Annotated in this window: 8 protein-coding genes; 2 read left to right on the top strand and 6 right to left on the bottom strand. The window is 68.7% G+C overall.

Translation table 11 applies throughout. From position 1 onward, the window contains the following. Window positions 1–258 precede the first annotated feature (258 nt). The 6 genes from QH290_RS23915 to QH290_RS23890 form a co-directional block, all read right to left on the bottom strand. The gene (locus QH290_RS23915; RefSeq protein WP_280264339.1) at window positions 259–684 is read right to left on the bottom strand and encodes a GyrI-like domain-containing protein; all 426 of its coding nucleotides are present in this window, start codon (window positions 682–684) and stop codon (window positions 259–261) included. 11 nt (window positions 685–695) lie between these two features. Further along, entirely contained in the window at window positions 696–1,166 is a 471-nt protein-coding gene (locus QH290_RS23910) for a GyrI-like domain-containing protein (protein ID WP_280264337.1), read from the bottom strand. Window positions 1,167–1,323: 157 nt separating this feature from the next. Beyond that, on the bottom strand, window positions 1,324–3,558 hold the full coding sequence (locus QH290_RS23905; RefSeq protein ID WP_280264335.1) for a transglycosylase domain-containing protein: 2,235 nt from the start codon (window positions 3,556–3,558) through the stop codon (window positions 1,324–1,326). A gap of 123 nt (window positions 3,559–3,681) precedes the next feature. Next, entirely contained in the window at window positions 3,682–4,569 is an 888-nt protein-coding gene (locus QH290_RS23900; protein WP_280264333.1) for a carbohydrate ABC transporter permease, read from the bottom strand. After that, complete coding sequence (locus tag QH290_RS23895) at window positions 4,569–5,594, bottom strand: carbohydrate ABC transporter permease (protein ID WP_280264331.1); 1,026 nt, start codon at window positions 5,592–5,594, stop codon at window positions 4,569–4,571. Before QH290_RS23895 ends, QH290_RS23900 begins: the two co-directional genes overlap by 1 nt. Window positions 5,595–5,639: 45 nt before the next feature. Beyond that, window positions 5,640–6,941 carry an ABC transporter substrate-binding protein gene (locus QH290_RS23890; protein ID WP_280385200.1) on the bottom strand — a complete coding sequence of 434 codons (1,302 nt, stop codon included), beginning with the start codon at window positions 6,939–6,941 and terminating at the stop codon, window positions 5,640–5,642. Window positions 6,942–7,141: 200 nt separating this feature from the next. On the opposite strand from QH290_RS23890, the gene QH290_RS23885 reads away from it, so the two are divergent. Both QH290_RS23885 and QH290_RS23880 read left to right on the top strand, forming a co-directional pair. Continuing rightward, on the top strand, window positions 7,142–7,966 hold the full coding sequence (locus QH290_RS23885; RefSeq protein ID WP_280385203.1) for a DUF2786 domain-containing protein: 825 nt from the start codon (window positions 7,142–7,144) through the stop codon (window positions 7,964–7,966). Next, complete coding sequence (locus tag QH290_RS23880) at window positions 7,963–8,475, top strand: TIGR04338 family metallohydrolase (protein WP_280264326.1); 513 nt, start codon at window positions 7,963–7,965, stop codon at window positions 8,473–8,475. Before QH290_RS23885 ends, QH290_RS23880 begins: the two co-directional genes overlap by 4 nt. Window positions 8,476–8,652 lie beyond the last annotated feature (177 nt).

Below are 8,652 nucleotides of genomic sequence, written 5' to 3'. Positions count from 1 at the left end.
GCCCATGGTGGAGGTCCCTCTCGGTGTCGGGCGAGCTTGCGGCTACCGGGAATTGTCCGCCGCAGATCGACTGGCATCAAGAGGCGAGCACTGACCGCCACAGTGTGCTGGTGTGCTACAGCGACCGGCGGCCCCCCCCCGCCGCGGGCCCCCCGGCGGGGGTTCTCCGGGGGCCCCAAAAAAACCCCCCCCCCCTTGGCCCCCCCCGCCCCCACACCCCCGGCGGGGCCTTCCTTTCCGGCATGCTTTTGGCCGGAATCAGTCCAGGGAGACGTAGACCTCGACGGAGGTCGGGCCCGTGTAGCGCTCGACCTCCGCGCGATGGGAGCGGGTGATGGTGCCCGCGGCCTCGGCCTTGGAGACCTTCGCCCAGGCGGTGCGCAGCAGGTCGTAGGGCTTGTCGGAGACGACGAAGCGGGCGTAGCGCCCGGCCGGGATCCGGGTCGTCACGTCGCCGACATCCAACTGGTCCAGCGAGTCGAGCGCGTAGCCGAGCACCGCGACGGCGTGGTCGTTCTGCCCGATGTAGGCCGCCACCCGGGGCACGTTCTTCTCCCGGGACAGATACCGATCCCAGGTGAAGTTCACCAGGTCCAGGTCGCGGGCGGTCACCTCGCGCCCGGCGAGCGGGACCGTCAGGCCCGCGACCATGCTCTCGTCCAGCGTGACAATCTCGAAGTCCACGGTTGTGCCCCCTACCTGTTGCCCTCGCCGAGGGTGGCGTCGTCGGTCAGGGCGACGAACACCTCGACCGTCTTCGAATCCGGGTAGTGCTCGAAATCGCCGGTATAGGCGCGGACCAGGGCGCCGGCCGCCTCCAGATCCCACACCGCGCGCCAGACCGACACGATGGTGTCGCCGAGATTGTCGCCGCTGCGGATGAACCGCGCGAACCGGCCGCCGGGGACCCGGGCCAGCACGTCACCGGGCTCCAGATCGTCCAGGCTTGCGCAGCGATATCCGACGATGTGGGTCAGGTACGACCCGATCTCCGGTGCGTGGTCCACGTACGCCGTCGCCGGGGGCCCGGGGAGTTTGCGCGCGAGATTGCGCTTCCATGCCTCCTCCACCTTCAACCGGCGCGGTCCCTCGACCGCGAGCGCCGGGCTCCGTAGCACCGTCCCCGCCACCAGCGTCTCGTGGCGGTCAACGACATTGAAATCCACCGGTGTCGCCCCTAAGTCTCGTGCTGTGTGGAATGCGCACATCCTCCCGCATCCTGCCACCCGTCTCGTCGCCCTGCTCCACCCTATCGGGGCGGCAGAGTGACGGCCGCACATCGAGGATTCGTTTTGTCACAACCGAGTGCGCGGCCCTTGTTGTTCAGCCCGGCACCGGAATGCTCAGCCCCGGGAAGATCTCCACCTGCTTCGGTGGCTCCGGCGGCGCCGGAGGTATGACGATCACCTGCTCCGGCGGCGAATTCGGCGGCGGGGCAAGCACATCGAACGGTCCCTGCGCCGGTGCCGACGGCTGCTCGCCGAACATCGGTCCCATCGGGGCGGCCGGGGCGGGCGCCGGGAACTGCTCGACCGGAGTGTCGGCCAGGGCGCCGTCCATGGTCTGCTTCCAGATGTCGGCGGGCAGGCCGGACCCGTAGATCGGTGCGCCCCGCGTGGTGTGGATCGGCTGGGACTGCTCGGTGCCGATCCACACCGCCGTCGACAGCGACGGGGTGAAGCCGATCATCCAGGCGTCCTTGTTCTCGCCGGTGTCGCCGAGCTGGGTGGTGCCGGTCTTGGCGGCCGACGGGCGGCCCGCCAGGCCGTGCCCGTTGGAGTAATCGGCGATCGGCAGCATCGCCTGCATGGTTCCCTCGGCGACGTGCGGCGCGATGCGCTGCTGTCCGCCGTCCGGGGCGCCGCGGTCCAGCAGCACCCGGCCGTCGCCGGTGACTACGCGCTGCACGAAGTACGGCTGGTGATACACCCCCGACGCGGCGATGGTGGCGTAGGCGGAGGCCATATCGATCGGCCGCACCGAATACACGCCCAGGACGATGGACGGCGTCGGCAGGCCGCCGTCCTCGGTCAGCGTCTTGCCGGGGACCCCGGGAATCTGCTCGGGGATTCCGGCCATGTGGGCGGCGTCGGCGACGGCCTTCGGGCCGACGGTGTTGGTGAGCCGGTAGAAGCTGGTATTCAGGGAGCGCTTGAAAGCCTCTGCGACGGAACAGGTTCCGCAGGATTCGCCCTCGACGTTGGTGACCTTCTGACCGTTCACCGTCAGCGGCGAGCTGTCGAGCGCGTACGACAGCGGGATGCCCTGCTGCAATGCGGCGACCACGGCGAAGGTCTTGAACGCGGACCCGGTCTGCAGGGGCGCCTGCGCGAAATCGAATCCCGCGCCGTCCTCGCCGCCGTAGTAGGCCCGCACCGCACCCGAGCGCGGGTCGATCGACACCACCGCGCCGCGCAATTCGGGCGGCTGCGGGCCCAGGCGGCCGTGCACGGCGTCCAGCGCGGCCTGCTGCGCGCGGGCGTCGATGGTCGTCACGACCTGCAGGGCCCCGGTGTTGATGTCCTGTTCGCTCACCCCGGACGCGCGGAGTTCGCGCAGCACCTGCGTGCGGATGAGGCCCGACGCGCCGCGCGCGGAGTCGTCGGCCGCCACCGTGATCGGCGCGATCACCGGGAACTGCACCGCGGCGCGCTCCGCCCGCGGCAGCACCCCCATCTCGACCATGCCGTCGAGGACGTAGTTCCAGCGCGTCTTCAGTTGCTCCAGATGGGTTTCCGGATCCAGGATCGACGGCGTGCGCACCACCGAGGCCAGCACCGCACCCTCGGCCAGGGTCAGCTGCGGGACGGGCTTGTCGAAGTAGGCCTTCGCCGCCGCGGCGATCCCGTACGCGCCGCGGCCGTAGTAGATGGTGTTGAAGTAGGCGGCGAGGATGTCGTCCTTGCTCCACTGCCGCGCCATCTTCGCGGAGATGATCAGCTCGCGCATCTTGCGCGACAGGGTGCGCTCGGAGCTGAGGAAGGCGTTCTTGACGTACTGCTGGGTGATGGTGGAGCCGCCGCCGGCGTCGTCGTGGCCCAGCATGTTGTCGCGGGCCGCGCGCAGGAACGCCGAGGTCGAGTAGCCGGGATTGGTGTAGAAGTTGCGGTCCTCGGCCGACAGCATCGCATCGCGCACCCGCACCGGTACGTCCGACAGCGGCACCGGCGTCCGGTTACCTTCCGGCGGAACCACTTTCGACAGCACCGTGGAACCGTCGGAGGCGGTGATGGTCGCGATCTGGTTGCTCTGCACCGCCGCCGGATCGGGAATCTCGGCGCTCCAGTACGCCAGCGTGACCAGCAGCGACGGCAGCACGATGAAGATCAGGAACAGCGCCAGCAGCAGCCGCCGCACGCGCTGCGCCCGGGTGCGCGGCGGGCGAGACCGGGGCGCGGCGCGATTCGGCGGCCGCCCCCGCCGATGCGGCCGTCCCCCGTGCTGTGCGCGCTGGCGCCGCGCGGTGACCCCGGCAGGCTCGTTCCATCCGGCGACCGACGGATACGGCGCCGTGCTGTCACTGCCGTGCCGCCGCTTGCGGATCGAGCCCACGATCATCTCCCGAGATGTCGAACTGCACGAACACCTGCACGAACAAAGATCGAACTACCACCAGAACAAGGATCGAAACCCCACATTACTGGGTCGTTCGACGCGCTCGGGAGACTTGCGGCGACGAACCTAACTCTTGACGCCGCCCGCGGTCAGGCCCGAGATGATGCGGCGCTGGAAGATCAGCACCATGATGACCAGCGGGACCGTGACGATGGTGCCCGCGGCCATGATGGCCGCGTACGGCTGCACCAACGGGTCGTTGCCGGAGAAGCGGGCGATCGCCACCGTCACCGGTTCGGTGGCATCGGCGGACAGCAGCCGGGCCAGCAGGTACTCGTTGACCGCGGCGATGAACGCCAGGATGGCGGTGGTGAAGACCGCGGGCGCGGCCAGCGGCAGCATGACCAGGCGGAACGCCTGGAAGCGGCTGGCGCCGTCGATGCGCGCGGCCTCCTCCAGCTCCCACGGCAGATCCGCGAAGAACGAGGCCAGGATGTAGACGGTCAGCGGCAGCACGAACGAGATGTTCGGGATGATCATCGCCTGGTACTGCCCGATCCAGCCGATATTGGTGAACAGCTGGAACAGCGGCGTCACCAGCACCACCACCGGGAACATCGACGCGCTCAGCACCAGCCCGGCCACCAGCGTCTTGCCCTTGAAGGTGAGGCGCGCCAGCGCGTAGGCGGCGAACATGCCGATCAGCAGCGCGATCACCGCGGTGAACAGCCCGATGATGACGCTGTTGGTCACCGCCCGGCCGAAGTCGTTGCCGCGCGTGGTGTCGAAGGCGTTGTGGAAGTTCTCCAGCGTGAGGTGGGTCGGCCAGGGCGTGTTGTCGAAGGTGTAGGCCGGGTCGCGGAAGGCGGTGACCACCATCCAGTAGAACGGCCCCAGGCCCCACACCAGCACGATCAGCGCGCCGATATAGATCCGCGCCGAGCCGAATCGCTTCTGCCACGGCACGCGGGCGGTCACGGGGGCGGTGGTGGGCTCGGTCAGGGTCGTGGTCATCAGTGCGCCCTCCGCTGCTCTTCCTGGGTCGCGACGGCGTTGGCGCCCAGCACCTTCACCAGCACGAAGGCGACCGCGAATATCAGTAGGAAGGTGATCACCGACAGCGCCGCGGCACTGTTCTGGCCCTGGCGCACCTGGTCGACCACCAGGATGGAGATGGTCCGGGTCGCTGGGTTGCCCTGCGTCATGATCGCGGGCAGGTCGTACAGGCGCAGCGCGTCCATCGTCCGGAACAGCACCGCCACCAGCAGCGCCGGCTTCAGCAGCGGCAGCGTGATGTGGACGAACCGCTGCCAGGCCGAGGCCCCGTCGACGCGGGCCGCCTCGTACACGTCGGCCGGAATCACCTGCAGCCCGGCCAGAATCAGCAGCGCCATGAAGGGCGTGGTCTTCCAGACGTCGGCGATGATCACTGCGAACCGCGACCACATCGGGTCGGTCTGCCACAGGATGTGGGTGCCCAGCACCCGGTTCACCACGCCGTCGTACTGGAACATGAACTCCCACAGCCGCGCGGTGACGGCGGTGGGGATCGCCCACGGGATCAGCACGGCCGCCCGCAGCAGTGCGCGCCCGCGGAACGTTTTGCCCATCACCATGGCCATGCCGAGCCCGATGGTGGCCTCGAGCGTGACGGTCACGACCGTGAACAGCAGCGTGATGCCGACGGCGACCCAGAACTGCGAGCCCAGGTTGCCGGTCGGGCAGGCCTCCAGGCCGCCGCCCGGGATGGTGCACTGCTGCAGCAGCCAGTGCGTGTAGTTGTCGAACCCCGCGAAGCCGCCCTCTTCGAACATGCCGGTGGCCTCGTTGAGGCCGGAGTCCTTCTGGAACGACATCCACAGCGCCCGCACCACCGGATAGCCGATGATGACGGCCAGCGCCACCAGCACGGGCGCGACGAACAACCAGGCGCGGGCCGGACCCTGCAGGAGGCTGCGGGACCGGGCCGCCCGGACCGGGGGCGGATCCGCCGGTGCGGCGGGCGGCGCGAGGTCGGTCGCTCCCGAAGGATCTGACACGTTCTTCTCTCCTACGGGACTGACTCGGTGTGTGTGCACCGCCGCTCAGGAGCCGGCGGCTTGGATGCCCTTCTGCATGCCGGTAATCGCGTCATCGACGGATTTCGTTCCGGTCAGCGCAGCATAAGCGTTGTCCTGGATGGCTTTCGACACGGCAGGGTAGTAGGGGGTGACCGGGCGCGGTACCGCGCTGGCGATCGAATCCTTCAGCGCGGGCAGGTACGGGAACTTCGCGATCAGCGCCGGGTCGTCGTACATCGACTGCCGCACCGGAGGGAAGGCCCCCTCGGCGACGATGCGCTGCGCGTCCTCGCTGATCATGAACCGCAGGAAGTCCAGCGCGGTGGCCTTGTTCTTGGAGAAGGCGCTGATGGCGGCGTTGTAACCACCGAGGGTGGAGGCGCCGATGCCGTCCTTGCCGGGCAGCGGGGCGACGCCGAAATTGCCCTTCACCACCGAGGAGTCGGCGTTGGCCACGCCGTAGAAGTTCGGCCAGGTGCGCAGGAACATCAGTTTGCCCTGGGCGAAGGCGTTCTGGCTCTCGGGCTCCTTGAAGGTGATGGCCTCCTTCGGGATGTCCCCGTTCTTGTACGCGTCGACGAGCACCTGCAGACCGGCGCGCGACTGCGGGCTGTTGACGGTCGGCGTCTTGCCGTCGGGGCCGACGAAGGTGCCGCCGAAGCCGTTGATCACCTCGGCGGTGTTCACGGTCAGACCCTCGTAGGGCGCGAATTGCCCGGCGTAGCAGCCGATCTGGGGGTCGCGGGCGGCGCCGCACTGCGCCAGCAGTTCCGACCACGTGCGCGGCGGGTTGGGCACCAGGTCCTTGCGGTAGTACAGCAGGCCGCCGTTGGTGTTGCGCGGCGCCGCGTACAGGGTGCCCTTGTAGGTGGCGCTGGCGACGGTCGGCGACAGCAGGGTGGAGGTGTCGACGGCGAAGGAATCCTTCAGCGGCTGGATCCAGCCCTTGGCCGCGAACTCGGCGGTCCAGGGGACGTCCAGCGCCATCACGTCGTAGTCGGACTGCTTGGCCCGCATGTGCTGGGCCAGGTCGTCGTATTGCTGGGAGGCGTCGTTGGACTGCTCCTTGAAGGTCACCTTCTCGTCCGGATGGGCGGCGTTCCAGCGCTCGACGAGCTGCTTGACCGCACCGGATTCGGTGGTGTCCTTACCCTCCACATAGGTGATCGGGCCGCGCCCGCTCAGGTTCTGGGAGGTGGCGTCGTTTCCGTCGCCGCTCGAACACGCACTGGTGAATCCCGCCGTCAGCAGCGCCGCCGACAGTGCGGCCAACGCGGCGCGAGACACCAGGGACGAGCGTCGTGACGACACCTTGTTCAAAGCCATCGATACTCCAGGGTCGAGACGTGAGCGAGCTCGCGAGTCAACGATCGACGCAGCGCGCTCCGACGCATGAGGACGCCGAGCGCCAGCGACGCGTACTCGTGAGCGCCAGCACACTCAGCCGGTTGCACAAGGCAAGATACATTGTTCGGCGCGGAATGTGTCGGTCGGTTCTCGTATCCTGGGCCGCGATGTCGACCCAGCTGACTCAGGACAAACTGCTCACCCGCATCGGCGGGCTGCTGCGCCAGGCCGAGTCGACCGACAACGAGCACGAGGCCGAGGCATTTCTCGCTGCCGCCCAGCGCCTGGCGACCCGTTCGTCGATCGATCTCACGGTCGCGCGCGCCCATGTCGCCGGGCGTGAGCGCCGGAAGACGCCGACGCAGAAGGTCATTCCGATCGGCGAGGCCGGTAAGCGCGGGTTGCGCACCTATGTCCAGCTGTTCGTGGCGATCGCGGCCGCCAACGATGTGCGCTGCGATGTGGCGCGGTCGTCGACGCAGGTGTACGCCTTCGGCTTCGACACCGACATCGCCACCTGCGAGGCGCTCTATACGAGCCTGCTGGTGCAGATGGTGCGGGCCTCGGATCACTACATCAAATCCGGCCGGTACAAGTCGGCCGTGGTGGAGAAGATCGTCGTCGAGAAGCGCTTCGGCCGAAAGGTGCAGCGGCGCGTTCAGGCCCCTGTCGCAGCGGTGACGGCCCGGCTGAATTTCCAGATGGCGTTCGCCGCCCGGGTCGGCAAGCGCCTGGCCGAGGTGAAGGCCGACGTGGAGGCGGAGGTGCGGGCCGAACCGGCCGCCACCGGCACCGCACTCGCCCTGCGCGACAAGGAACTCGAACTCCACGACTTCTACACCCGGACCTCGGAGGCCCGCGGCACCTGGCGCGGCCCGCAGGAGTCGGCCGGGTATTCCGCCGCCGCGCGCCGTGCGGGCGACCGCGCGGGCCGAGCCGCACGCCTCGGCAACGCCCCCGAATTGGGCGCCCCCCGAGGCCGACTCGCCTCCCCCGACGCGTGAGCGTGCGGGATGGGCAGCGGGGGCGGGTGTACGACGCCGAGGGGTTGGTGCGGCGGATGTTCGAGCGGGCCGATGAGCACGGGGTGCGGACCGTCGAGCTGCACGGGTCGCAGATCACGCTGCCGGTCGAGCGGCGGTTCGCCTCGGTGGAGTCGGTGCAGACCTATGCCGATCGTGTGCTGGCCCTGAACTGGGTGCGGGCGCGGTGGGTTCGCGCGGCCACGCCGCTGACCGTCCGCGCCCGTACCGGAACCACTGCGGCCCATTACGAATCCGAGCGCGCCGTGCTCGCCGTCCCGCTGCATCGCAGCGGAAGCGCTTGGGCGCTGCGGGAATTGGTGATCTTGCACGAGATCGCCCACCATCTCGAGCCGGAGGGCGCCGAGCTGGCGCCGCACGGACCCGAATTCTGTTCCCGCTATGTGGAACTCGTCGACGGCGTGATCGGGCCGGAAGCCGCGCTGTTGCTGCGCAGCACCATGTCCGGCTGCGGCGTGCGCTTCGGCTGACCTCTCCTCGAGGCTATGGCCTCGGCCACATCTACCGGCCATCTACGGCCCAAGTACGTACTATTTTGTTACGTACTATTCACCTACGTAGATGGGCTCTGTCGGATAGGTGACCAGAGCGCACGACAGCAGACAGGCAAAGGAGCCGAAATGCGACGTGTACTTCCACAGCGGCGA

The sequence above is a fragment of the Nocardia wallacei genome, assembly GCF_029869545.1.
Taxonomy (GTDB): domain Bacteria; phylum Actinomycetota; class Actinomycetes; order Mycobacteriales; family Mycobacteriaceae; genus Nocardia; species Nocardia wallacei_A.
The sequence above is the reverse complement of the archived record's forward strand: the minus strand, read 5'-3'. Positions and strand labels throughout refer to the sequence as shown.

Bases quoted from the DNA above. Each gene is read 5' to 3' on its own strand.
- QH290_RS23905 (WP_280264335.1), bottom strand. From the start codon at position 3,558: ATGATCGTGGGCTCGATCCGCAAGCGGCGGCACGGCAGTGACAGCACG.
- QH290_RS23900 (WP_280264333.1), bottom strand. From the start codon at position 4,569: ATGACCACGACCCTGACCGAGCCCACCACCGCCCCCGTGACCGCCCGC.
- QH290_RS23890 (WP_280385200.1), bottom strand. From the start codon at position 6,941: ATGGCTTTGAACAAGGTGTCGTCACGACGCTCGTCCCTGGTGTCTCGC.